This is a genomic window from Haladaptatus sp. CMAA 1909 (assembly GCF_043952005.1).
Taxonomy (GTDB): Archaea; Halobacteriota; Halobacteria; order Halobacteriales; family Haladaptataceae; genus Haladaptatus.
In genome coordinates, this window is the sequence record NZ_JBIOAV010000002.1 from 145,687 (window position 1) to 170,286 (window position 24,600).

The following is a 24,600-nucleotide window of genomic DNA, read 5'->3' on the forward strand; positions in this document are numbered from 1 at the left end:
TGGTAAAATGGGTCTCTATGACATAAAGATTGGGGAATTAAGAGCGTTCTACCGAATCTTTTTCTACCAAATCGGCCCCTCGAACCATTGGGCAACCGCCACCACTGCCATCGTGACGATAATGATGAGCGCTGCCACGACGTTAACCCCTGGCGTTATCCCCTGTCGAACCATCGAGAAGAAGAAAATCGGGAGGGTGTTCTGATTACCAATAATGAAGAAGGTGACCACGAAGTCGTCGAAACTCATGGCGAACGCGAGTAGCGAACCAGCCAAGATACCAGGTTTCAGGAGTGGTAGGGTGATATACCGCAGCGTCTCTAACTCGTTCGCTCCGAGATCCTTGGCCGCCTCTTCCAACGTGTGGTCGAAACTCTGCAGTCGAGCAAGCACAACGATAGCAACGAAGCTGATATCGAACGCTACGTGTCCGATAATTGCCGTGTGAAGCCCAAGTGTAATCCCGATGATATTGAAGAATAGGAGCAGTGAGATACCCATCACAATGCTGGGAATGATGATTGGCATATAGACGAGACCCGTAAATAGCCTCTTTCCAGGGAACTGGTGTCGATCGAGAGCGAACGCTAGCATCGTCCCAAATATGGTGCTAACGACGACTGTGACGAGTGCGATCTCGACCGAATGGACGAGGGCTGTGAACGCAGCATTTGGATCAACGCGAGCGACGGTCTGCCCTGCAAGCAGAGCCTTATACCATTTTGTCGTGAATCCCTGCCACACCAACGCATATCGCGAGTTGTTGAACGACAGGGAGATGAGCACAGCGATCGGGACGTAGAGAAAGAGGTAGAACAGCAACGTTTCTACGGCGAGTATCGTCCCACCGTTTCGAAAGAGCCGCGTCCGAATTCGGGAGAACCACGAACGCTGTGGTGTTTCTGTACTCATACGAGATCAGCGCTCCCGTATCGCTGGTAGATAGCTATCGCAACCAGCATGATCCCCATTAGCGTGAACGACCCGGCAGCTCCGAGCGGCCAGTTACCTGCTGCGCCGAATTGTTCCGCGATGAAGTTTCCGATCATTTGGCTATCTGTCCCACCGAGCAGGTCAGGGATGACGTACGCGCCCGTACTTGGAATGAACACTAACAAGCTCCCGGCGATTACACCTGGCATCGATAGTGGGAAGACGACCCGCCGAAATGCTTGGAATCGATTTGCCCCGAGATCCATAGCAGCCTCTCGAAGGGTAAAATCAATTTCTTCGAGACTCGCATACACTGGCAGGATCATGAATGGGATCCAAATGTACACCAATCCTACCATAACCGCAAATCGTGAGTTCATTAGCGACTGTCCAGGGGCGACGAAGGGAAGGAGCCCCAATGCATTCGTCAGAACACTATTCCCCGATAAGAGTATTTGAATCGCGTAGATTCGAACGAGGAATGACGCCCAAAACGGGAGGATAATCAACACTAACAACAGGTCTTGATACCTTTCAGGTGCCAAACGGCCGACGTAGTAGGCGACAGGGTATCCAATGATGAACGATATTACCGTTGCGATTACTCCAAAACCGATACTCTTCAACGTCAATTGAACGTACGGTGTCGGTTCCCCTGAAGCGAGATGGATACTGAATGGGATAATCGCGTTAATTACCCACGCAATGGTATACCAGACTGCGTCAACGATGGAAGCCCCATCAGGAATGAAGAATAGGGTGTATTGTTGAAGGCCGAGATAGTTCGGTCCGATGAGCACTTCACCAAATGCCCCCCGTTGGCCAAAGCTATAGTAGAACATCACAGCCAAAGGAATGAGGAAGAATGTGATTAGCCAGAACGTGCTTGGGAGAATGTTCACAACCAACCCAGTCCATCGATTCTTCCGCAACTGACGGAGGAGCCCTGACTGTGTCTTGACTTCTTGATCCCGTGTTGGTGTTTCACTTGCCATGCGCTTACGTGTCACACCATCACGGTCAAACAAAATAAGTTTTGTTCTATTGTGGTATTCACCGATCATTTCTCGTGTCGATCGACGAATTCCGGATAAAGTTTTTGTCTCTCTGTTCCATAGCTCAGTAAGCAAATGGAGATCAGCGAGACGTTTGACATCGCATTATGTCAGTACGAACTTTGCGGTGTGAAGTCGTTACGCGTACTTTTTGAGGACATCGAGTCATACTTCGATCGAGCGGGGCCTGCCGATCTGTACGTGCTTCCGGAATTGTTTATGAGTGACTATCTCGAAGCGACGGAATCGGGCGATTCGGTCGCATATCTTGATTCCGAAGACGAAGATCGCTTTCACGAATTTTTGGCGACTGCTGCAAATCGTTATCAGGGAGTGATCGTGGGCGGATCGTACAACGTCCTCGACGATGGGTTCGTCTACAACCGATGTCCGATTGTGACACCCGATTCGACCATTCACACCTATGAGAAGACCCATCTCATTCCAGAGGAACGCCAGCGTGGGAAACAAGCTGGTGAGAAACATCCTCCGGTCATCGAACACGACGGTGTCGGTATTGGTATCGTGGTCTGTTACGACGTTGAGTTTCCGAGCCTTGTACGAAATCTCGCAAATAGAGGCGCAGAAATCATCGCTGTCCCGTCGTGGACGGCTAACGAAGCGGGCTATCAACGCGTTCGTCGCTGTGCAGCCGCCCGTGCGGTGGAGAATCAATCGTACCTCGCACACGTCAGCACTGTCGGCACACGATCAGACGGTGAGCTAACCGGTACTGGACGTTCGACGGTGTACGCCCCGTGTGACGACGTCGTTGGATCACACGGAACACGGCTCTCACTGCCACGTGACGTGGGTGCATCGGCAACGTGCTCGGTCGATATCACCGACCTCCGTGAATCACGTACGGATGCTGAAGTCAGACCATATACAGATTCGGATCGGTGGAAGAGTAACACTACGAATGACGAAACAGAACGAATAGGAGATAGCAATCAAAAATGACTGGCATGAACCTCGACGATGTTGACATAAAAATCCTCAAGATCCTCCAAGCGGATGGGCGAACGGCACTTTCCGAAATCGCACGTCGACTCGATATGGGAACGGCGACTATACACGAACGAGTGAATTCGCTCGAAGAGGACGGATATATTCGAGACTATCGAGCGGTACTCGACCCGGAGCTGCTCAAATTGGATCACGTTGCATTCATCCGCGTCAATACCGAAGCTGGACACTTTTCTGAGGTTGCGGAACGTCTCGCCGAAGAGACCGCTATCCAGGAGATCCACGAACTCACTGGCGATGCCGATTTACTCTTGAAAGTGCGAGTCGGTGATCGGTCAGAGTTGACTGATCTGTTGAGTCGTATCGGGAAATACGACGCAGTGCGCTCGACAGCGACCGATGTGGCACTTCGAAACGTGAAAGAAGAACAGCGGCTCAACATCTCGAACGATGGCTAACTGGGATCTCTCACCGTCTGTTCGAACTGAAGTTGGCTCCCTTGAGAGCGTGCTCGTTCACGAACCTGGGCCGGAATTCAACACCGTGGTCGACCCTGACGAGTGGGAATGGAATGGGTTGCCCCGACAAGAGGGTGCAGCGAGTGAACACAAAGCCTTGATAGAGGAACTGAAAAATCGGAATGTAACTATACACCATCTCGGTGATCCTGGTGATGGTCTCGCTGAGTCGCTGTTCGTTCGTGACGTGGGATTCACTATCGAAGGTGGCTTTATCCTCGGCAAAATGGTCGAAGAGACTCGGCATGGCGAAGAACGCCGTATGACCGAGCGTGCTGTCGAACTTGGCATACCAATCTATCACTCGGTCCATGGAACAGGGGGATTCGAAGCTGGGAACATGGTGTGGATCGATTCAGAAACGGTTGCTATCGGCCGTTCGAGAACGACCAACGACGAGGGAATTCGGCAAGTCCAAAATGTATTCGAATCGTACGATATCACCGTTGTAGAGGTTCCCATCTTCGGAAGTACCGAAAGCACTGGACAAACACATCTTGCACTTGTGTTCGGTATGGTCGCGTCCGATCTTGCCCTCGTTTACCCACAAGCTGTCCCCAATGACTTCCTTGAGTTACTAGATAACCGCGGTATCGAGATTATCGAGGTGCCGATGCGTGAACAACGAAACCGGGTGACCAGTACCATCGTAGTCGAACCCGGCGAAGTATTCTTGCCGTCCGGAAATCCATTCGTTCGTGACACGCTTCACAACCGCGGTATCGACGTCGTCGAACTGGACGTTCGGGAGATCCGCAAAACAGGTGGCGGTTTGAAAGGGCTGATTCTCCCTCTTTCCCGACGCCTGTAACCGTACCATTTCTATTCTCGAGGGGCACACCCCAGACCATTTTCGGTTTATCGAACGTCTAGCCAAAGATTTATTGGCCATTCGTCCGTCGTCTGGTACGATGAGTCTTGGTGACAAAGAACAAGAGGACGACCACACAGAACGGTACCGCAAGATAACGACTTCTAGCGAACGATTTCACGAACGAGCATCGGATATCACGCCCCTCGGGGTCGAGTCGAACGTTCGCTCGTTCGACCCGTATCCATTTTACGTTGAGGAATCCGAAGGATCGTATTTATACGACACTGACGGGAACGAGTACCTCGATTTCCTCCTCGCACTTGGCCCGATTATCCTCGGTCATGGCCATCCGGAAGTGCGCGATGCGGTCAAAGAGCAGGTCGATACGAGCGACCTGACCGCTACGCCGCAACCGGTCGCAATCGAGTTCATGGAAAAAGTCGAGGAGATGACACCCAGCATCGAAAAAGTCCGACTGGCGAACAGCGGGAGCGAAGCGACCATGCATGCGATGCGAGTCGCTCGTTCGTATACGGGGAAAGATAAAATCGCCAAGCCCGAAGGCGGGTACGCCGGCGCACACGACTATGCACTCCAGAGTGTCTATGCCAGCGAAGAAGCACTCGGACCGGCTGATGCTCCCAACACCGTTTCGTATGGAACAGGTATTCCTGATGCCATCAGTGATACCGTCGTCGCATTCCCTTACAATGACAAGGAAGCGACCGAGCGTATCCTCCGTGAACAGGCCGACGATCTTGCAGCGGTCATCATCGAACCAGTCATGTTCTCTTGTGGCTGTCTCCTGCCGCGTGACGGCTTCCACGAATTCCTTCGAGATCTCACTGACGAACTGGGAATCGTGCTAATCTGGGATGAAGTCATGACGGGCTTCCGACTCGGCCCACAGAGTGCACAGGGACGGTTCGACATTATGCCCGACATGACGACATTTGCCAAAGCTGCCGGTGGCGGCTACCAGATTGCTGGGTTCGGTGGCAAATCCGAAATCATGGACGAAATCATCCCTCCTCGAAAGAAGGAAGCATCGAAGTGGAACACCTCGACGTTCCACGGTGGGACCTACAACGGACATCCGGTTTCAGCCGCAGCCGGACTCAAGACGCTTGAAATCCTCGACGAACGAGATGTGTATGAGCACATTGATCGCCTCGGCAATCGTCTGTTCTCCGGTCTCCAAGAAGTAGCCGACGACGTCGGTGTTGATGCTAACGTTCAACACATCGGCTCAATGGGACAGGTGTATATGACTGACCATGACATCCATCGGTATCGTGATACATGGCATGCCAATGAGGACCAGTTCGCCGATTGGTGGCTCGAAGCCGCCGCCAGCGGCGTCTTATTTGGTAATCCAATGCAAGGTGAGCGTTTCTTCACCACTTACTCTCACACGGAGGAGCAAATTGACCACGCACTCGAAGTCGCAGAAGAAGCGTTTCGTGCCGTAGACCACAAATACGAATAGACCATGTATTTACGGGATTACTGGTCGGGTTGGAAATCAGCGATCCATCCGCTGTCCGTCATGGTGAGGAGCGATCGGTGATACGATGACGGGTGAGTCTGATGATGTCATCGTTATCGGTGGTGGCGTCATCGGGTGTGCTATCGCTCGTACCTTAGCGAGTGAGTTTGATGTGGTCGTCCTGGAGCGGGGGCAAATCGCAGGGGAGGCATCGGCGCTCGCTGCAGGTGAAATCACGATGGCACCATCATATTCCGATATCCCCGCGATCGCCGACCACGCTATCGAATTTTTCCGACGATATGATGGAACTGGACAATTTAGCTTTACCGAGTGTCCAAGTCTCGAACTCGTCACCCCAGGTCGTGAAGGTGAGTCTCGAAGACGCGTGAAACGCCTTGCCTCCCAGGGAATTGACGTCTCGTTTGTCGAAGCAGACCAGGTTGAAGCGGCCTCTCCTCGGTTCGACCTTTCCGAGTACGTCGGTGCAATCAAGTACGGCGACACTGGTTTTGTCGACCCCTATACGTTCGCGATGACACTCAAAGAGGACGCAGAGTCGAGAGGAGCGACATTTGAGACTGAAACGACGGTGACGGATATTCGAACTACTGGCGAACAGGTACGGGGCGTCGAAACAACCTTAGGTGCCTACTCTGCTCCAAACGTTGTTGTCGCTGCAGGTTGGCGGAGTGAGCGTTTTCTTCGCGACCATCTCCAACTTCCTCTCCAACCGTATCGAACGCAGTGTGTCGTCCTTACGCCCGAAAATGATCTGGGGACAGATGTTCCAATGGGGTGGGTTCCAGGTGAACACGTCTACTTCCGTCCGGAGCAGAACGGAGATTTACTCGTCGGTGGCTGGTCGTTTGCCGAAAGCGCTCCCGAAGATGCAAGTACCAAAGATGACGAGGCGTTTCGAAATCACGTTGCCGGTCTTCTCCCGAAATTCATGCACGGGTTCGAACATGCCCGGTTCGTCAACGGGTGGGCTGGGATTGATGGAGCAACGCCCGATACGAGGCCGATAATCGATGTACCCGATGACGGCCCCGCGGGGCTGGTGGTAGCGACTGGATTCCACGGTCGGGGTGTGATGAGCGCGCCTGTTGCGGCAACGGTAGTTCAAACGCTCGTTACGGGCATTCACTGCCCGTTTTCACATGATGAATTCGCTCTCGATCGATTCGAATCCCTGTCACCAGATTTCGAATTCCAGAGTATCAGTGCGGGAGATTGATCCTCTCTCGTTTAGTCGATAATCGAGTCCATAACGTCAGCGGACATGTTCCCGACGATCTGTCGTCCGTTTTCGATTTCCTGCATGACAAACTTGGACGATGTTTCATCGATCTCCTCGATCGCCACCATCCTATCGATCAGATCGTTCATTTGATCCCGATCTTGGACCCGGCTAATGACGACGAAATCCGTGTCACCCATTGTATAGTAGACTTGTTCGACACCGTCGATCATCGCGAGTTGCTCGCCAATCGTTTCGGAGTATCCTTGCTTGTGAGTAACCGACACATCGGTGATAGCCACCATCTCGAGATCGAAAGCGAGCGGGTTCAATTGTGCGGTCACTCCTTCGATGACACCGCTGTCTTTCAGTTTATTCAGCCGGTAGTGAACCGCTGATTTCGAAAGACTGAGTTCTCCGGCAAGCTCCTCTAAACTGACGTCGAAATCGGTTTCGACTCGTTCCAAGAGGGCGAGGTCTATCTCATCTAATTTGACTGACTGTTCAGTCCTCTCACTCATGAGTACCGCTTGACGAGGGATACTAAAAAATATTCTTCATCTTCGCAGTAATTTGGAAAATTTCCTATACACTGCACTCCCGACAGGACAGTATTGGAAACGATCTTTTGACCGACCATCGGCACGCGATGGATACTCACTTTGAGTTGATTAATCTTTGGCCAATTAGATAGATCCTGAGACAAAATACCGATTCCTGACTCAATTCAAGATATTGTTCTTGTATCTTTCATCCTCATTGAAACTGGTGAGGAAGGATTATGCGGGGTGAGATATATGAACACACGTAGCATGACACTCGGAACTTCAATCGAGGACAATGATGTACAAAACTTCATCGGTGGGTCTTGGTGTTCTCCATCTGGTAGTGATGGCCAAGAGATCGTCAATCCGGCAACTGGCGATGCGTTTTCCCAGGTGACGTTTAGTTCACGGTCCGACATCGACGACGCAGTACAGCAGGGTCAGCAAGCGTTCGAGGAATGGCGCGAGACTCCTGTAGAAGAACGTATACAGCCACTGTTTCGCTTGAAGCAGCTTCTCGATGAGCATCAAGACGAGATAGCGAAACTCCTCGTTAAAGAGCATGGAAAGACGTTCAAAGAAGCCAAAGGTGAACTTCGACGTGGCATCGAAAACGTCGAAGTCGCATGTGGTATCCCATCCATGATGCAAGCCGGGCATCTTCCCAATGCTGCCCCGGACATCGACGAAACTGCTGTCCGAAAACCACTGGGTGTCTTTGCAGCGATTACTCCATTCAATTTCCCGGGAATGATTCCCCTGTGGTTTCTCCCCTATGCTGTCGCGACTGGCAACGCATTTATCCTCAAACCGAGCGAACGAGATCCACTAACCGCTCAGTACATATTCGATCTCATCGAAGAGGCGGGATTTCCGGATGGAATCGTTCAATTAGTGAACGGTGGTCCGGATACGGTCAATACGCTCCTTGAACACGAGGGAATCGCCGGCATTTCGTTCGTTGGGAGTACACCAGTTGCCAAGCACGTCTATGAGACGGCTGCAGCGAACGGGAAGCGTGTCCAAGCACAGGGAGGCGCGAAGAATCACATCGTCGTTGCCGAATCCGCCGATCTCGATTTCGCGGCTAAGCAAACCGTTAGCTCGGCATTCGCGAATTCCGGCCAGCGATGTCTCGCCAATCCAGTCGCCGTCGTCGTCGATGAGATTTATGATGAATTTGCCGAGCGAGTCACTGACATCGCCTCTAATCTTACTGTAACGAATGGCTTAGATGAGGACGCAGAAATGGGACCACTGATCACCGCCGAGCACCAAACCCGTGTTGAACAATATATCCAAGAGGGTATCGATGACGGTGCGACGCCGCTCTTAGATGGTCGTACACTTGAGACTCCTGAAGCTGGAAACTTCCTCCGGCCAACGATATTCGGGGATGTCGATCCGAGTATGAGTATTGCTCAGGAAGAAATATTTGGTCCAGTGTTGGCGCTGGTCCGCGCTGAAGAATTCGAGGACGCACTTACTATCGTCAACGAAAGCCGCTTCGGCAATGCTGCGAGCTTGTTCACGGATCGAGGGAGCGATGCTCGCAAATTCCGTCATACGGTGGAGGCTGGTAACCTTGGCGTGAATACCGGCACTGCGGCGCCAATGGCGTTTTTCCATTTCGGTGGCTGGAAAGACTCATTCTTCGGCGATCTCCACGCACAGGGAGAGGATATGATTCACTTCTACACCGACAAGGCAGTCTATATCGAACGCTGGCCAGACGTGTGAATCGCCTCGGGGTATTCGTCTCGACCGCTGATAAGTTCCCCGTTCTGCAGGCTACTGGTATCGTCACTACTCAAAGATGGTGGTGATCGATTCGTCGAGAACGTCCAGAGCTTGTTCTAACTCATTCTGATCAGCAATAAGCGGTGGCGCGATGATTATCTGAAATCCCGGCCGGCCACTGCCAAACAAGACCCCTCGCTCACTCGTTGCTTGAAGGAGGTTTGCGACTGGATTCTCCTCATCACTGACGCGTGGGTCATTGAATGGCTCGCCTGTTTCGGGGTCTGCAAATTCGACTGCCCAGAGGAATCCACGGCCGCGAATATCGTTGACAACCGGATGATTCGCTTCTATTGCTTGCAATTTGGATTGAATCGTCGCTTCTAACTCGGCCACGTTTTCAATGACACCATCTGCATATTCATCAATTGCAGCACTCCCAGCAGCACAGCCGACTGGATGACCACCGAAGGTTTGTCCGATATCGAATCCGTTCGTTTGGACGAATGACGCTATCTCTGGAGTCGTCATGACACCAGCAAGCGGTGTATAGGCGCTTGTGATTCCTTTCGCGAAGGTAATCATGTCTGGAGAAACGTTCTCCGTTTGTATTCCAAACCAATCCCCACAGCGCCCAAAGCCTGTGATGACCTCATCAGCGATCAGAAGGATATCGTACTCATCACAGAGATCTCGAACGTGCTGGAAATAGCCTGGTGGGGCGGGGAAGGCCCCACTCGTACCAGCAACCGGTTCCATTAGTATCGCAGCGATCGAATCGGGGTCTTCGTTTCGAATCACGAATTCGAGGTGCTCACCGGCTCGATGAGCGAGCTCAGCCGGATCGTTTGTATCGAACGCTTTGGGAATCGGTGGGAGAAACTTTGTCGCACCGGAAGTCGCCGCATGCCGCTCGATCGTTGTTCTCGTGTCAGGATCACCCGTCAAGGCACCAGCACCATACGTCCCCCCGTGATAAGAGCGCCATCGAGTGAGCACTGTCGGTGCATCTTGGTACTCGCGAGCGAATTGGACTGCAATCTCATTTGCTTCGCTCCCGGAGATCGAAAAGAACGTATTTGAGAGCCCTTCTGGTGCGACTTGGGCAAGTTTTGTTGCAAGCTCCTCACGAACTGGTGTGCGTTTTGCGGACGAAACATACGGAATCGTGCGTGCCTGCTCATCCATTGCATCGAGTACTGCTTCGTTGCTATGACCGAGATTCGTGCAGTACAATTGTGAGCAGAAATCGAGGTACTCGTTGCCGTCCTCATCCCAAACCGTGACGCCGTCACTCCCTGTAATACTCATTGGAGTACTGTGTGGATCATACCAGTGATGAATCGATGCTGCAGTGTCTACGCTTGTCTCCTGCTGAGCCATACTTCATGATTTTTCTCCGGCATAATGAAATCTTCCCTGGAAAATATTCGAATCACATAAATACAGGTATACTCAGTTCACCAAAGCATGTGGCTCACCCACGACTGTCCAACTGCTTGCGATTGTTGTCTCTGACTTCCACGTGCAAACAATTACACACCTCTCGGAAGTAAACCACATTGCGGTGCCATTCGGTGTGATACACGGGGGTGGTGAACCAGTCCACCCACCTGCCGTGTGCAACTTAGCAGATGAACGAGTTCGCCTTCTTCCCGGGAAATCGGAACGGTTGCTCGTCGCACCAAATCGGGAAAGAATCCGTTGAGGGATTCAAACCTTCGTACTGATTGTCACTGGGTAGAGGTTGAATCCTCAGTCGTCGTTCCAGACGTTGAGGTCAATGCAGAGACACGTCCTGTGGCGTTCTCGTAGTTGTTTTCGAATAATAACGCCTACCGGAGGCTGTTACTCACACTTGTTGGCGTTCGATAAATTCGACTTCAACAGTTATCTTGTGATCTGTTCTTTCTGATATGCGTTTCTTGAGGTGATTCCCCACGGTGGGAAAGTTTTGATCGGGTGGCCGACTAACAACCACAGTCACTTTCTGTGGCTGCTCAGATAACATTTTGTTGTCGAATTCCGTTTGAACATCCATAAGCGCTAAACTCTGGTATTGTTGTTGATCAAGTGTCTCACCAACAGCCTGATTAACTGATTGTTCAAACGTCACATGTGTCGCCACAGCTCCACCAGCGGTAGCAAATAGAACTGCCAGAGCAATTGCAACTACGGCTGATGGGCCTATCCGACTGAGCGAGAGATTCGGCCGTATAGCACCAGATTCCCACCCATCTGGTCTATATCCAAGATACCAGAGTACAAGCACGCCGGTGACGTGAATCGATGCCGCGTTCACGATAAGTAGGATGAGTGATCCAAGTGCAATTGCTGGAATATTCCACGCAATACCGATTCCGACTGCGGCGGCAGCAGGAATGAGTGCTGCAGCGATCATCACACCAACGAGTGCCGCCGAAATCCCAGTTGCAAGACCCGCTGCACCTGCAGCACCAGCACAAACACCGATGATAAGCGATAGCAATCCTGGTGAGATACGTTGTGCGATTTGATTGATCGCTCCCGGATGGAGTGATGGAGAAAGAAAATGCCCGTTTTTGAGGGCGAGACTAAAGACGATTGCACCGATAATCGCAATCCCGAGCCCATATATCTGTGTAGTAAACCCGTCGACGATCATCTTCCGGTTACTTAGTACCGTTCCGACACTCGCAGTTAGCGCAGAGCCCACAAGCGGCGCGATGACCATCGATCCTACGACGAGTGCTGGAGAATCCAAGAGAAGTCCAGCGGTTGCAACCACAGCACTCAGAAAGGTTAAGAGGACATACGTGAATGCATTCGGCAGTAGTTCGAGCGCTTGTGATCGGAGTTCTTCGCTTGCAATACTATCATCTTCTTCCTCCCCAACAATAAATCGCTCTTCCATCTCGCCTATATTTGATGAGAGAGCAGATTTCACATCGGCGACGACCGTGTAGCGATGGTCGTTGTGACCAGCACCCTGGAATTTATCAAGTACGACCTCAAGGGCCTGCTCAGGAACTGGAAACTCCACGATGACCATCTCTCCACGGTCACTCACCTCGTTTGAGACAATGTAGTCGATATCTTCGTCATTGAGGACCTGAAGAACGGCTTCCTTGTCTTCGTCCTTGATGAGTGTTCGGACGAGTCGCATGTGCCTCTCACTTTATTAGGTGAGTTTATAAATGGTGGTGTATAGTGTATAAATACTACAATTATATAATTACAATCCTTCATATGATAGAATTACTAACTATCTTAACCTTAGCCGGTGTTTTTGTGATCGATTTTACTCGTCGGTAGTGTGGAGTTCTAATGGCTTCTCTGGAATCGTCTTCTGTGTATACCAATACTGGGCAGCTGCCACCATTCCGAATGCAGTCATGATACCAAGCATCGCTACAAACCAGGGTAGAACAGCCACCGGATAGACGTGAATCCAAATCCCCACGAAGAGGAGTAGACTCCCTAGTGTGAGTCCACAGTAATAGCGGTCCCATGGGAGCACTGGTCTGGTGAACGCGTTTAGATAGTTGTCAAATGCTCGTATGTGGCTTGTCGGCTGGATTTCCCCGGTCTCTGGGTCATAGTCGATGATCCCAGCATCGGCAAGTGCCGGAATGTGGGTCTGATACAGCGAAACATAGACGCGTTTTCGCTGTTCGCTGAGAAGATCTGCTGGAGTGGTATTGCATTCCCACGCAGCGACGTGGTCAGTCACATCGGAAAAGTCGACAGTACAATTTTCGCGTCGCAGATAATGAACTGCATATCGCCGCCGCATGTTTTTCAACACTTCGAACACCTGATCCTGTGATAGTTTTGTTTGATTCATTGAATCGTTCAGCTGTTCAGTGAATGCCTTCATGTCACTATTCCTGATGGGTAACAATCGAGTTCAACAATACGGAGAACACCATTTGATGTCCTAATCGCTCTTCTTCGGCATTGTTATCTTGCTGCTGTTTCCGGTTAGCAACCCTGTATCGTCACTGTCATCGGAGAATAATTACCACTCCTTGCTGAGTAAGTATTGAACGATGGTTTTAGCACTGCTGTTCACCTTCCTCGATTCATTGATCAGGGCCTTCGCCCACTGAAGGTACTCGGTACCGTTTCGAAGGAACCTCCTGTTCGAGATAATGTTGCGTCTACCTCTAATCGGGTTCACGAATCAGTGACGCTTTGACTTTCGGCCGACTCGCTCTCCTGATTTTCACCGTGGTGATAGAGGGGGCTCGCGAACGCAACCCCTTCACTTTCGCAGAAAATGACGCACCCCACCGTACATCACGCTAGTACCACCATCTCTTCCATCACTCGATACCCATCGTTCTTGTAAGAGTGGGATCAGTGGGCCAGAACTAGCCTAAATCAAACTAGAGCGGCCAAAGGTGAGAACTAACACTCGCATGTGAAGGGCGGTGTTGGAACCTGAACTGGTCCTAGGCTCTGTACACAGTGATTCTATTCCCTGTGTATGCTTTCTGGCTTGTATTTCTGAGTACCCATTTGTTATAGAATTGCAGGCGAGAAAACCCACGAGCTTTAGTCGTGGGATGAATCGCCGTTTTCATCTGTTCAAGTGCTGTTAACGAAAGTCTTAGGCGCTCTCCATGTGTATCTCTCGGTGTTGATTCGATGGTGCCCCATCGGACTTTGACAGTCCGACAACTAGCAGTTGACTCGGTGTTTGCCGCATCAAAAAGTAAGCCCACGGACGGCGAACCGACGCAAAACAACCACGTAACTCCGAGTCTCGTCCGGGAAACAGACGAAATCGGAGTACCGGCTCCGTGGCAGAGCCAGCACCTCGTCAGGGTACGAACCCGAAGAGAACACAGAACCGCCCATTGGTGGGCGTGGGAAGCCCACAACGTTAGTCGTTGGATGTCACGCACACAAGAACGCTATCCTGTTCTCTCCACCACAATCTAGATATCGTCGTCCATCTGTATAGAGCAGAAAGGGACGTTGAATCGGCAGGATTGCAGACGCTTCGAAATCTTCGATTTGGTAGCTTTTTGCTCGGTAGTCACCCTTGTGATTGTGCTTCCCACTGCTCAGTGACTCGCTGTTCAATGGCAGCAAGAACCGTCGAGAGCACATCTAACGGATGCACTGATTCGAGTGAAATGTCCTCAACGTTGTTCCCGTCTGGTGGCTGGTGAAAGTGGAGACGGTTATTATGCGAATTGGGGTGACGGTCCCACCGGCATTCCCAGTGGTGGTCATTCTCTCGTGATTCGATGTAGTGGATCGCGAAGTCACCAGTCGTAAACCACCGAATATCTAGCCGAGCAGCGTTGACCGTCGATGGATAGCGACCAGCATCAAGTAGTGCTCGAAGTGATCGCGGTTCGTAGGTATCTGGCGCGAACTCTGTTGCTGCGACGGTCGGTTCGTCAGTCAGAATCCGTTCGAGGAGCCGGAGTGTCTGTCGATCTGGCGGCCCTGTTGTCTCACCGCCGTCATCAGTCGGTGGTGGACTCATGCTGGGACGAGATGGCCGTCATTCTGTGCTAGCTGCCGGGCAAGCTCGTAGAGACGAATATCGCGCTCGACAGCATGCCACTCGCTTACCGCCTCCATCTGTTCGTGAATCGATTCGTGATCGTTCTGTGCAAAGACCTCAACCGAGGATGGATCTGTTGTTTCGAATCTGTCTTCGAACTCCTCACGGTGGGCTTCCAGTCGCTGGACTCGCTCGATGATAGCATCGACTGTGAGATCGGCTGCGATGCGGCTCGCTTCCTGCCACTCGAGATAGCCCTCGTTGCGCTCGTACCGAGCCGGGCGACTTTCACGGTTAGTACGGGCGATACCCATCTCGACGAGTCGGTCGAGATGCTTTTTGGCAGCGTTCGGTGAACACTCTGCGGTCTCTGCGATGTCAGCATAGGGTGTCGGCGTCGTGATCCCAAGGATCGTATCGTACACACGCCCGAATGTGTCGGTATTTTCCTGCCACCGCTGTCGGACGGTATCAATAGCATCTGGGTCGGGAGTGGGATCGAACTCGGTCATTGATAGTGTTACGTGCTATATCGCAATATATGTTTGGCACTCACAAATATCTGTGATAGCGAGGAGAAATGGATAGAATACGATCACCGAGCGTTCACTGTGACGTTTGTAGTCGTCGGCTGTACGTTCCCAATTCAGGTGATATCACAATCAGCCGATTTCTCGTCGTTCGAGTTTCTCCTCCACTCGTCTCGGGGTAGGAACGAAATCGACGAAAAGAGACGGCACTTGTTCAACAACACGGGAGAAACACCACGAAAACTAGCAACTAAACAAAATTAAATCGCTTACAATTAGGGATAATTTTAAGTACCTATGTACTCTAAAAGTCCGTAGGAGAGCTTTTGTGGTGACGGACGACTCGTGGTCGTCCGGAACGGCGTGATTCGTCGGTGGGTTGTGTTTCTTCGCGATTCGGTGTTTTCGTGTTGCTGTCCACCGTGAGAACGTCTTTGGTTTCATCGACCGGTCGGATTTGGTGGAATCGTGTGAACGAAAAGAAGACCGACGATTGTGATATCACTCTGTTCAAGGCGAGCTAGCGGTCTCGAAACCGATGATTTCCGAAGAATTGGTGGTTACGTCTGAACGACGGTTCAGCGAGTGATATCACTCGTGTAACGCTGTCGGTATCTCAGTTGGGCGTAGAAGCGGATGCGTTACTCTCCTTTCTGTTCGACGACCTCAGCGAAGGCGACAGTGGGTCTGACGCTGTCGATCTCGATGGTGACACGGTCGTGTTTTTCTGTGTCTGGCACAATGATTACATAGCCCCGTTCGACACGGGCAATCCCATCGCCTTGTTCACCGATATCCTCGATTTCGACCGTTCGGTGCTCCCCCTCTTCGACAGGCGGTGTTGGATTGCTTGTGTTGTGTTGTGAGTTCTGTTCGTCGTGTGTCGTCTGTGATGCTGGTTCTTGTTTAGTGCTGGCCGCTGGCGACGGCTGGTTCAGTATTGCCACACGATAGGCGGTATCTGGCTGGATATCGCCGTCTCTGATCTCTCGATGTGGAATTGTGAACGTATATGAGCCATCCTCTGCTTCGAGTTTACCACTGAAAAGACAGCGCAGTTGGTCGGGGATATCCATCTGTCTGTTTTTTCTCACGAAAATACAAGAATCTGTGCTTGTATCTTTCACAAGAAGCGGCAGTACGGGTGTGAATCGGCTCGGGGCTTGGCCTGATCCAGCTGTAGAAGGTGACTCGACATTGATCTCCTCCCGCGCCTCAAGTCGTCCCTAGAACGCTTCGCGTTCTGGTGTGCGAACGAGACACAACGCGTCTCGTCAACGCGGGAATCCCACCAGGGGATTTCAGGCCGTCCGAGACGACCCGGGGTCTGATTCACCATCGAGAGTGGGTTTTATCGGGAATGACGTGTCTTGATCAGCGGGTTTCTCGCGAAGTGACATCGCTTCTAGTGCGTTCCTGACCTGCTCTCTCTCATAGAAAGGGACAGTACTCGTCTATTCGACAATCCCGAAAAATTGGACTACAACGCCAGTTCTCCCTTTTATGGTTGGTCGTCCATTTCCATTGCGGCAACGAGCTCATCCGGAAGCGCGCCGATCTGCATGAGCATGCCGAGGATGTTGACTTCCTGCCACGTTTCGGCGAGTTTCCCATCCTCAAATCTGTTAATGTCGATTCCCGTGACGGTCACTTCTTCATGTGTTGGTTCGATCCCCATCATCTCCCCAACGAATTCACCCGTCTGTGACCAGCGTCCGATCACGTAATCGTCGGTAGAGATGAGTTGTTCGGTGACAAGCGGTCCATCTATGATACCAGCACCCATTTCGGCCATTTCTCGGTAGACCTCACGCCCACGCATCGGTTCTGGCATGGATTGGTCGTGTAAAACGTAGTCTTCGGCCACTAACTCATCGATCACATCGAAGTTGTGTCGCTCCCAGACCTCCTCGTTGAGGCGTTGTGTAAGATGCTCGTTTTCTTCGGTTGTAGTGCTCATAATAGTCTTCTCCTCGTGTCCGCACAACTCCGACGCTATCTTTTTGCTTAGTTATGAACTGGAGTAGCGAGAACCGTATCGACATACCGGTCTCTACTCGGACGTTACTCCATCAGATCCGTACTGTCGTGCTCCTGCAGTGTCGTTGTGACGTCTCAGAGAGACATCTACACTCACTCTGTCTATGATGAGAACGTGTCGTTCCGAGTAGTGTGTCGCTTCTAATTACTCGTCTGAGATGAGTCTATGGCAATTCTCCATTGACTCTCATACTCACCACCTCGTGTATTTCCACCGATCCTTCGACTACGTTTGGATCACTACCGCCTAGCTGCCATCTGAATTCGAGCGCTGTCGCTACTTCCTCTGCGGCGTTTCAGGCTCGTGTGTGGTTAGTCGCTAATAACGGCGAGCAGTCTATCGTCGAGGCTCTCGTTAATATCGACCCTTACCTCTGCCGGGAGAGTATCGAACGCCTCGAGTGCATCGTGAATATTCGCATGCAAACTGTCGAAAGCTGTTTCAGTCCCGCCATCCGCATTGTTGTCGGTGTCGCGGCGGAGTTCTGTGACATAGGTGCGTCCAGCGTGTTTTGCCCGAGCGATGTCCTCAAGCCACGTTATGAGGTCTGAATACCACTGATCGTGAAGGATCTCATCGTTGGTGGTGCCATCCTGTGTCTGTTGCCACACCTCGAAGTCAGTGACCGTCTCGGCGCGGTCCGTAACATCTTCGGCCGTTTCGATCTCTGCCTGCAGTCTAGCCTGGAGATGGGGTTTTGTCGCGTAGTAGGAGTTCGCAACTGGTGATGGGTTCTCGTACAACTGATCGGTGATGAGACCCGTATACGTCTCGTAAATGTACCCCTCTCCACGTTCTTGTTCGGTATCTGTAAGTCGATTCGTGAGATGCAGACAGTAGTTCTCAACAAGATCCTCGATCATGGCGTGGGGCACGACTCCATTCTTGTAGGCTTGTGAGCGAGCAACGCCGGTGAGGATGCGGGCGGCTGGTCGGTGACTGGCTTTCAGCGTCTCCTCGCCAACTCGGCTTTCGTGGATTTCGAGCTCGTCGTTCCAGTAGCCGCCGTCTTCTGGATTTTTCGTGGCATCACGGAGCGTCTCCCAATCGAGTACAGGGCCAGGTTCAGCGAGGTCATCCGGAGTGACTGTGAGATAGTACGAGTCTGATTCGTATTCTGTGACGGTCTCGGCTGTGTCGGTCGTTAGGTCCAGGTCATCGACGGTGAGTTCGTCGTTCGCGAGTGCCTGGAGATCCTCGATGGACACTCGACCTTGTTCGATATGGTGGGGATCGAGGTCGCTGAACTGCTCGGTGAATGCTTCGTCGATGAGTGACCGAAGGAGTGCACCCTGCGAACAGTCGTTGAGTGCAGCAAGTGCATCGAGTTGGGCGTTACCAGGACTGTCCGTCCAGAAAGTCTTCTGGACGTTTTTCGGGGTGGGCTGGGACTGTTGTGGCTGCGTAACTGATCTAGTGGATGCTGCCATCTATCGGTCACCTCCTGAAATCGAATCGCCTGTTTCTGGTGGTTTGAGGGCGGTTTCCTCGGTGAATTCAGTGGAAATAGTGGGGTCTTCAGTGGCGTGGCGCTTCATTGGAACTGCGGTGTCCTCCGGTGGCATGGAGAGACGCGGGAGGTGGGCGACGGTAGTGAGCGTGCCGATACAACGAGACGTCGTCTGGTTCGGTGTGTGGAGATACTCGAGAACAGTCATGGCAGAACCAGCGTCGGACTGACTGAAGCAGTGGAATGTGGCTTGCTGTAGGCCGTTTTGTGCGTTCGTTGTGATTGGTGGGGTCGTCAGGACGAGCTGTGGACCCTCGTGTGACGGCGGGCTCGTTGCTTTGACCGTACAGATCGTTCGCGGGAGCTCAGTTGTCGTAATCCGAACGCAGTCACTCGGTGTGAGGTGTGTGACGAGCGCGTCAGAATCACGGGGATTCAACGGCTTGGGCACGTCGGTCACGCCTGCTCACCTCCCGTCGGATCGACGATTTCCTCAACCATCGCATACGTGCGTAACCAGGCGTACTTGCCTGCGGGTGTACGGCCGTACCGATCGAGGTCGGCCTCGGTATGCTCGATTTCGTCGTAGTAGCGGTACTGTACTCGGTAGAGGTCGTTGGTCGGCGTAGCGACGTACAGAACGTGCTCACCGGGCTCTGGCCCGCGACAGGAGAGTTCTGGCTCGGAGTGTTCACACTGATAGACGATACCCGTGAGTGTGCGTTGTTGGGTGTGGATTTGGATTGGATCCGTGCACCCGAGGGCAAGGATCGTCTCCTGGTCGGTCATTGCTCGGCCTCCTGTTTTTCGCGAATGCGTTCACAGCGCTGGCAGGGGGCGAGGAATTGCTCGTGGGCGTGCGTGCGAGTACGCGTGAGAAACGACTGGTCGGCACCGAGCGAACAGAGCGGTGTGTCGTCGCTATCGGGTTCGTGGTAGGCGTACGTGTCGTACCGTTTGTGTTCGCGGATGAGCACCGGATCGTCGTCGGGGAAAGGGCTTGCTTCAATGCGACGGCGGATTTCCGGCTCGTCTGCATGGGGCTGGTAGTCGGCTGGGATACAGGAGTGTGACCCATTGCACTGAACGATATACGTGCCACAATGGGGGCACCGCTCGAACGTGGCTTCGATCTCGTCGGTGGTAATCTCGTCGTCTGGCGACCACGATCCATTTTTGGTGGACGTGGCGGGGGGCGTGTTGCAGTTGTGGTCGCCCATCAGCACCACCTCCGATCGTGCCGGCAGGTGTGCTGGATTGTAGTCCGGGCGGTGTTGTGTTCGGTGGCGCGGTCGCAGCAGCTGTAGTAACGTCTTGGGGTAGGGTTCCGGGTTGTGTGTTTCATAGGATGGAACCAGGTGGTTTGGGGTGGGTGCTTGCATGCGGTACTGGAGGATACCAGGTCAGGGCCTCGTCTTTGGATCGACGAGGAGGCCCGGTGGGTTACGTGGAGGTCATGCCATACAGGCACACCCAGAGAGGGGGAGATAATTAATTTAACGCACACAACATCGTTAATTTGAAACAACATATTCTGCCGCCTGAATGTGCATCCGTCGTGATCTACTAGCCTGCCGACAGCTAGCGCTCTTCGGGAAGGGCGTTCGGTGTGGGACATCTACGCGTGCACCTCGGTTGTAGTGGTGTGGGTAGTGGCGTCGAGGTCGTAGCACCGTTTGAGGATGCGCTGGTAGTGTGTGCGGGTTTCCTGTGGGGTTTCTTCTGGTGGTGTCGAGGGGAGGTTCGGATTGCCCGTTTTGGTGGTGGCAACCGAGCGGTAGGTGTCGGTATCCTCGGGAATCTGGAAGCCCTCTACGCCATAGTCGATCGGGATGCGACGTTCGAAGAAGTGCTGGCAGTCCGGCGTGGCGTAGATGCAGTACAGGTAGGGCGCTTGGTCGGTGGTCTTAGTTCGGGTTTGAAAGCCCACGCGGAGTTCGACGAGGTACGCGCGAGTGATTGGCTCGTCGGTAGTGGGTGTGGGTTGGTCTGGATCCTGAGCGGCGGTGTCGGGGGTGGGTTCGAGGCGTTTGACGGGGTGGAAGGTTTTTGTGCCGAATTGGGCCTCGAGGGAGAGCAGCCCGCCGTTGGGTTTCTCGTCGAAGGACGCCATTAGTCCTGTCCTCCGATACAAAGTGGTTGATAGTCGATGCGTTTTTCAATAATAGGCGTGTTTTCAGTCATGCTTCTGTGACCTCAGAAGCGCGGTCGGTGTCTCAGCACCGGCCTTTCTGCAAGGCATTCCGCGCTTCCACTTGGTAGTCTATTCTGTTCTCACTTAATTATTGCTATTAGCAAAACTATTAGCTTGGATTATAGCGGAGCATTTAGTAACAAGAAGGCGATAGCTATTAGCAACGCCATGAGCAAAAGAAAATCACACACTATGCCGCTATCGACTGATGAGATTGATGACCTGGATATTGCCATTCTCGATTATTTTCTAGAAGGCCGTGAGACTGGCGATCCTTGGGGAAAAGCAACTCCTTCGGAGATTTATCGTGCTCTCGATGAACGTGGCACTCTTGATCAACTGGATAATCCGGTCCGGCAAACCGTTCAGCACCGGATCCAACGTCTAGCACTGGCCTCTCATCTGAAAAATAAGTACGACTCTGGAAGCTATGAGTTCGTTAGTGATCCTCGAACTAGCCAATCTCGTGAATAGTCGGATAGATCTACGAGGAATCTCGACGTCCTGAAGTACAATTCGCTACAGAAATGGGTGGGGGTTGTAGAACGTGAAAAACGAATCCCCGAAATTGCACACATCTATTGCGAGTTCCGTGTGCAAATCGAGTCAATCGTGAGTGAATGGACACTGCTTCGATGAGACTGGTCGAACGATTCTCGAAGTTCTTTATATATGATCGCTGTTTCAGTTACCCGATAAAACTAGGTTTCCAGGGGACGTGTGCAAAAATATGCGCCTGCGAATGACCGATTCACGGGAACTGCGAATGGAATTCCTCCTCGAGGCGACCGGCGAGAAGACAAAAAGTAAGGCACTCGACTGTGCCGCCGAATTCTATCTCCAAATGCGAGGTGACACTGCGGCTGTTCCCAATGGTGCGTTCGTCGAGTTGATGGAGAAAGCTGAACAGCAGGGGAGTGTGACGGCTATAGAAATCGCAAATCTCCTGGATACAGAGGAGTTGCCTGTCGAAGCGCAAACGAGCTGGTCCGTGGGCAGATCTGGTTAACAGTACGAACCCCACAGAAAGACGTGGAGTCAGAAGTTGGCTATGTTTTCGTTGTGGTACTCGAGGAACTCGTCCTTGACTTGATGGTCGTCGTGAATCCAGAGTTTCCCACCGGATATGCCCTCGTCGTATGCATGAGTCATTTCGAGCGTTTCTGGATCCACTTTGATCATTCCATAGTCGAAGTCTGCGTGATGGTTTGGACACAGGACCAAGAGGTTTTGCTCGTGATCTGGACCAGCAGGCGAGTTACCCAATGGATGAAGATGATGACCCTCGGCATACTTTGCATCCAGTTTTCGTCTTCGCTGCTCACTGCAGACTTGGCATCGATAGTCGTACTTCTTTTTCAGACGCTTGACGATGGTCGTGTTACGGACAATGCGACTAACTGCTGATTCGACTCGCCGTGGTGGACGTAGATCGCTAACCCCTTCCTCTTGATCAACTCGAGCGCGGCGTGAGCGAGCGTCCGATTCGTCTGTCTCCTCACTATGTGGCTCTGATTGCGAACTCCAGTATTTTTCTTCCAAATATTCTCGGACGTTCTCGTAATCCGCGGTGAGTTGTTCGACGTCTTTCGGCTTTGCTCGCCGGAAGTCCATTAGGAAATCGTCTTTGTATCCAAGGTCGTCATGCAACTCTCGACTACGAATGTGGACGCGCTCTACATCGGCAAGGTAGAGAATATATGGCCATGGACGTGACGAATTGTCACGTCTCAGTGTCCCGCTATAGGCTGTCCAGATTGCCTCTGATAATTCTGGATTCGTTTCAGTCATGGTGATCGTCGCCATGTAACTATACTCTCTAATACCGGTATCCGAATTTTCGCCAGAGTAGAAGAGGATTACATCGCCCGAGCGGAATTTGTCACCGTACTTCTTCCAGTTGCCGCTGGATATCCCCCATAATGGAGTGGGATTGCCGAAGTCCCCGTTTGTGTATTGTTCGTAGAGATCTTGCGGAACTCCCTCGAGTACCGTCTTCTGAAGATGGTCCTGCGCATGCTCGTTTGCAACGGCTGCAAGGAATATTTGAGTATCTTGGCCCATTCTGTTGCTCTAATTAACCATCTCTAGAAGATCAAGGTGTCGGGGAGTTCGCTTAATTCCATTATGAACTTGGGTCCTGGCCGATTTGGGCAACTAAATCATCGATTCACGCTCGTGAACACGACTCGTCTTTCCTAAGATTCTCTGGTTACTGTAACGTAGATTGTCTTTAACAGGGGTGTGGTGAGTGGTGTGATCGGCGCGGTCGAGAGAAAGATCGTGAAGATGGATGTAAAGTTATGAACACGAGTTGGGACCGGTTCGTGTTCATATATAGTATGAGCTGGACTTGCTACGCAAAATCCCTGGGGAAAGTACAACTGCTAAATTTACTAATGGCGACAGACTGGAATGGAATCACAAATGAATAGAGAACGGTTACTCAAGTAGCTCTTCGATCTCTCCTGAAGACGGCTTGTCTTCTTTCCCGAAGGGAGAGTCAACTTCTTCGAACTTTACATCCTGTTCACCGGTCAAACGCTCGAGAAGCTGATTCTTCTCCTCGTCAGAGAGCCGCTTTTTCGTACGTTCTGATCCGATTTTTGGCTCATCTTTTGAGAGCCGATTGGAATCCTTATTATTGAGTATCATTCTCTAGTCTCCATTCTATCGTCTCTTCCTTTAGTATGCTCTGCTTAACCTCTTCCTGCTCATACGCAATATCTTTTTGCCTCTCCATAAGATTATCGATTGTTTCATCTCCAACATCGTTAGTAATATGTCTATTTACAACAGAAATATCCACATTACCGCCTACACCACTAGCTTGTTTAGCCCGATGGTTGGCTGCAGCGACAGTGGCGAGAGCGGAATCAAACGTTTCGTTTTTACCATATCCACTCTTAATAAACTCCGACTGAGCAGGTTGTGTCCCGCTCCCGATTGTTGCGTATCCCATGTCATTATGGCCATTTACGTCGTTATTCCCAATCTGGTATATGTGACCTCCCATATCGTCTACTCCTCCTAGCAACATTACCAAATTTTGTGTAATCTGATTCTCGATTGATTCTATTTCTGCTAATACATTGTTGAAAAAACTATCTTTAAACTGATGTTGCTTACTAAGATCATCCATCTCTAACCCATAAGTAGATAGAACGACGTTCTCAATTTTCTCTTGGACAAAATATCTATATTGGCTCGCAGAAATTTTAGCAAAATCTCGGACGGTGAGCTGCTGATTGTTCTGGTTTTTGATATTGAAAATGGCACTTTCAATATTCTTTTTCAGTTCTTCTGCAAGAGATACAGAGCCAGCAAACACAGTAAGGAGTTCAGCATCAGAAATCTGTGGAGTGAGAGGACTGATTTTCGTTCCGGGATGCTCATGCTCAATCCTAGACTGCTGTTGAGTAGTGAGCATTCGGTCGGCGGCCACGATAACTTTTGGGTCATTCGTACCAGCATCGGCTATTACTGCTATCCCGACAGTCATATCTGTCTGAATTAACTGTAAATTTATAAAATTTGTTATGCTGTGTTTATATGTTGTGTATTCTATATTCG

General features: G+C 51.5%; 26 protein-coding genes. 8 read left to right on the plus strand and 18 right to left on the minus strand.

The window, feature by feature from the left end:
• Window positions 1–63 precede the first annotated feature (63 nt).
• Together ACGYLY_RS18770 and ACGYLY_RS18775 are read right to left on the minus strand one after the other, a co-directional pair.
• Entirely contained in the window at window positions 64–912 is an 849-nt protein-coding gene (locus tag ACGYLY_RS18770; protein ID WP_395284273.1) for an ABC transporter permease, read from the minus strand.
• Window positions 909–1,997 (minus strand): ABC transporter permease, encoded by a 1,089-nt coding sequence (locus tag ACGYLY_RS18775; protein ID WP_395284272.1) that lies wholly within the window; start codon window positions 1,995–1,997, stop codon window positions 909–911. Before ACGYLY_RS18775 ends, ACGYLY_RS18770 begins: the two co-directional genes overlap by 4 nt.
• A gap of 66 nt (window positions 1,998–2,063) precedes the next feature.
• Here ACGYLY_RS18775 and ACGYLY_RS18780 point away from each other — a divergent pair, with 66 nt between their 5' ends.
• The 5 genes from ACGYLY_RS18780 (at window position 2,064) to ACGYLY_RS18800 (ending at window position 7,018) form a co-directional block, all read left to right on the plus strand.
• Window positions 2,064–2,951, plus strand: a complete 888-nt coding sequence (locus tag ACGYLY_RS18780) for a nitrilase-related carbon-nitrogen hydrolase (RefSeq protein ID WP_395284271.1) — start codon at window positions 2,064–2,066, stop codon at window positions 2,949–2,951.
• 5 nt (window positions 2,952–2,956) lie between these two features.
• Window positions 2,957–3,415, plus strand: coding sequence for an Lrp/AsnC family transcriptional regulator (locus ACGYLY_RS18785; RefSeq protein ID WP_395284270.1), 459 nt, complete (start codon window positions 2,957–2,959; stop codon window positions 3,413–3,415).
• Window positions 3,408–4,286, plus strand: coding sequence for a dimethylarginine dimethylaminohydrolase family protein (locus tag ACGYLY_RS18790; protein WP_395284269.1), 879 nt, complete (start codon window positions 3,408–3,410; stop codon window positions 4,284–4,286). Before ACGYLY_RS18785 ends, ACGYLY_RS18790 begins: the two co-directional genes overlap by 8 nt.
• A gap of 100 nt (window positions 4,287–4,386) precedes the next feature.
• On the plus strand, window positions 4,387–5,778 hold the full coding sequence (locus tag ACGYLY_RS18795) for an aspartate aminotransferase family protein (protein WP_395284268.1): 1,392 nt from the start codon (window positions 4,387–4,389) through the stop codon (window positions 5,776–5,778).
• Between the two features lie 85 nt (window positions 5,779–5,863).
• Window positions 5,864–7,018 (plus strand): NAD(P)/FAD-dependent oxidoreductase, encoded by a 1,155-nt coding sequence (locus ACGYLY_RS18800; protein ID WP_395284267.1) that lies wholly within the window; start codon window positions 5,864–5,866, stop codon window positions 7,016–7,018.
• A gap of 11 nt (window positions 7,019–7,029) precedes the next feature.
• Here the strand turns inward: ACGYLY_RS18800 and ACGYLY_RS18805 are convergent, their stop codons facing one another.
• Window positions 7,030–7,542 (minus strand): Lrp/AsnC family transcriptional regulator, encoded by a 513-nt coding sequence (locus ACGYLY_RS18805; RefSeq protein ID WP_395284266.1) that lies wholly within the window; start codon window positions 7,540–7,542, stop codon window positions 7,030–7,032.
• A gap of 291 nt (window positions 7,543–7,833) precedes the next feature.
• Here ACGYLY_RS18805 and ACGYLY_RS18810 point away from each other — a divergent pair, with 291 nt between their 5' ends.
• A complete protein-coding gene (locus ACGYLY_RS18810; RefSeq protein WP_395284265.1) occupies window positions 7,834–9,306 on the plus strand; it encodes a CoA-acylating methylmalonate-semialdehyde dehydrogenase in 1,473 nt (490 codons plus the stop codon).
• Between the two features lie 66 nt (window positions 9,307–9,372).
• On the opposite strand, the gene ACGYLY_RS18815 is transcribed toward ACGYLY_RS18810, so the two are convergent.
• From ACGYLY_RS18815 to ACGYLY_RS18870, 12 genes are all read right to left on the minus strand, one after another.
• Entirely contained in the window at window positions 9,373–10,689 is a 1,317-nt protein-coding gene (locus ACGYLY_RS18815; RefSeq protein ID WP_395284264.1) for an aspartate aminotransferase family protein, read from the minus strand.
• Window positions 10,690–11,158: 469 nt separating this feature from the next.
• Window positions 11,159–12,451 carry a TIGR00341 family protein gene (locus tag ACGYLY_RS18820; RefSeq protein ID WP_395284263.1) on the minus strand — a complete coding sequence of 431 codons (1,293 nt, stop codon included), beginning with the start codon at window positions 12,449–12,451 and terminating at the stop codon, window positions 11,159–11,161.
• A gap of 135 nt (window positions 12,452–12,586) precedes the next feature.
• Window positions 12,587–13,165, minus strand: coding sequence for a hypothetical protein (locus tag ACGYLY_RS18825; protein ID WP_395284262.1), 579 nt, complete (start codon window positions 13,163–13,165; stop codon window positions 12,587–12,589).
• Window positions 13,166–14,332: 1,167 nt separating this feature from the next.
• Window positions 14,333–14,791 (minus strand): hypothetical protein, encoded by a 459-nt coding sequence (locus ACGYLY_RS18830; RefSeq protein ID WP_395284261.1) that lies wholly within the window; start codon window positions 14,789–14,791, stop codon window positions 14,333–14,335.
• Window positions 14,788–15,324, minus strand: a complete 537-nt coding sequence (locus ACGYLY_RS18835) for a sugar-specific transcriptional regulator TrmB (protein WP_395284260.1) — start codon at window positions 15,322–15,324, stop codon at window positions 14,788–14,790. Before ACGYLY_RS18835 ends, ACGYLY_RS18830 begins: the two co-directional genes overlap by 4 nt.
• A gap of 659 nt (window positions 15,325–15,983) precedes the next feature.
• Window positions 15,984–16,418, minus strand: a complete 435-nt coding sequence (locus tag ACGYLY_RS18840) for a TRAM domain-containing protein (protein WP_395284259.1) — start codon at window positions 16,416–16,418, stop codon at window positions 15,984–15,986.
• 425 nt (window positions 16,419–16,843) lie between these two features.
• Complete coding sequence (locus ACGYLY_RS18845; RefSeq protein ID WP_395284258.1) at window positions 16,844–17,302, minus strand: ester cyclase; 459 nt, start codon at window positions 17,300–17,302, stop codon at window positions 16,844–16,846.
• A 392-nt stretch (window positions 17,303–17,694) separates the two neighbouring features.
• The gene (locus ACGYLY_RS18850) at window positions 17,695–18,813 is read right to left on the minus strand and encodes a hypothetical protein (RefSeq protein WP_395284257.1); all 1,119 of its coding nucleotides are present in this window, start codon (window positions 18,811–18,813) and stop codon (window positions 17,695–17,697) included.
• Window positions 18,814–19,041, minus strand: coding sequence for a hypothetical protein (locus tag ACGYLY_RS18855; RefSeq protein WP_395284256.1), 228 nt, complete (start codon window positions 19,039–19,041; stop codon window positions 18,814–18,816). It lies immediately after the preceding gene.
• Between the two features lie 248 nt (window positions 19,042–19,289).
• Window positions 19,290–19,622, minus strand: a complete 333-nt coding sequence (locus ACGYLY_RS18860; RefSeq protein ID WP_395284255.1) for a hypothetical protein — start codon at window positions 19,620–19,622, stop codon at window positions 19,290–19,292.
• Complete coding sequence (locus ACGYLY_RS18865; protein ID WP_395284254.1) at window positions 19,619–20,053, minus strand: hypothetical protein; 435 nt, start codon at window positions 20,051–20,053, stop codon at window positions 19,619–19,621. Before ACGYLY_RS18865 ends, ACGYLY_RS18860 begins: the two co-directional genes overlap by 4 nt.
• Before the next feature lie 398 nt (window positions 20,054–20,451).
• The gene (locus ACGYLY_RS18870) at window positions 20,452–20,946 is read right to left on the minus strand and encodes a hypothetical protein (protein ID WP_395284253.1); all 495 of its coding nucleotides are present in this window, start codon (window positions 20,944–20,946) and stop codon (window positions 20,452–20,454) included.
• Between the two features lie 249 nt (window positions 20,947–21,195).
• Here ACGYLY_RS18870 and ACGYLY_RS18875 point away from each other — a divergent pair, with 249 nt between their 5' ends.
• Window positions 21,196–21,501 carry a hypothetical protein gene (locus ACGYLY_RS18875; RefSeq protein WP_395284252.1) on the plus strand — a complete coding sequence of 102 codons (306 nt, stop codon included), beginning with the start codon at window positions 21,196–21,198 and terminating at the stop codon, window positions 21,499–21,501.
• A gap of 292 nt (window positions 21,502–21,793) precedes the next feature.
• Window positions 21,794–22,036 (plus strand): hypothetical protein, encoded by a 243-nt coding sequence (locus ACGYLY_RS18880; protein ID WP_395284251.1) that lies wholly within the window; start codon window positions 21,794–21,796, stop codon window positions 22,034–22,036.
• 29 nt (window positions 22,037–22,065) lie between these two features.
• Here ACGYLY_RS18880 and ACGYLY_RS18885 read toward each other — a convergent pair whose 3' ends face one another.
• The 3 genes from ACGYLY_RS18885 to ACGYLY_RS18895 all read right to left on the minus strand — a co-directional run bounded on the left by ACGYLY_RS18885 (window position 22,066) and on the right by ACGYLY_RS18895 (window position 24,529).
• Window positions 22,066–23,091: an HNH endonuclease gene (locus ACGYLY_RS18885; RefSeq protein WP_395284250.1), complete on the minus strand. Its 1,026-nt coding sequence runs from the start codon at window positions 23,089–23,091 to the stop codon at window positions 22,066–22,068.
• Window positions 23,092–23,469: 378 nt separating this feature from the next.
• The gene (locus ACGYLY_RS18890; protein WP_395284249.1) at window positions 23,470–23,682 is read right to left on the minus strand and encodes a hypothetical protein; all 213 of its coding nucleotides are present in this window, start codon (window positions 23,680–23,682) and stop codon (window positions 23,470–23,472) included.
• Complete coding sequence (locus ACGYLY_RS18895; RefSeq protein ID WP_395284248.1) at window positions 23,669–24,529, minus strand: hypothetical protein; 861 nt, start codon at window positions 24,527–24,529, stop codon at window positions 23,669–23,671. The genes ACGYLY_RS18890 and ACGYLY_RS18895 overlap by 14 nt, the downstream gene beginning before the upstream one ends.
• Between the last annotated feature and the right edge of the window lie 71 nt (window positions 24,530–24,600).